The organism is Bacillus sp. P4_D3, from assembly GCF_056401855.1.
Window position 1 is genome coordinate 1 of sequence record NZ_JBFUIN010001287.1, and the last position, 582, is coordinate 582.

The window sequence follows — 582 nt, forward strand, 5'->3', positions numbered from 1 at the left end:
GGATAAACCACCTGTCACATGCGCTAAATGATAATACGGTATCCCTTCATAATTACCTTGTTGCCTTACCATTCCACTAATAATGGGTTCCCATAATTCTGGTTCTGCTTTATACCCTTGAAAAATATGTACTAAAAGTGAAAGAACTTGATTTAACTCTCCGACATTTTGCTCATCTCTAGGGTTTTCCTGTATATGAATCTTTGAAAAGTACGTTAAAACATTTTCTCTGACAGTTTCCCATCCTCCGTAGTGCATTACAACCGAGTGAGCAATATAACTGTCGTGGCAAGCTATCATTACTTCAACCGCTTTACTAAGTGTTAATGTAGTTCTTCCTTGTAAATGAGGATATAACTGTACACTATCCTCATTTGGATTAAACTTAATGTGATGAAGTGTATCATTCCAATTAATTTGTTTGTCCTTTACCATCCTCGCTACTGCAAATCCAATTGCCACTTTTGCTGCTGATGCTAATGGAATATAAAGATTATTATTATAGGAGGCAACTATATTTTCATATTTTGTAGAGTAAACAGATACTCCAACTTGACCAGATTGTATTTCTTTTATTTTTCG

At 34.9% G+C, this 582-nt stretch carries 1 protein-coding gene; it reads right to left on the minus strand.

Going from position 1 to position 582, the window contains the following annotated elements:
• Positions 1-582: serine hydrolase (locus AC1DTM_RS30855; protein ID WP_477001749.1), on the minus strand; the 582-nt coding region annotated here is incomplete at both ends.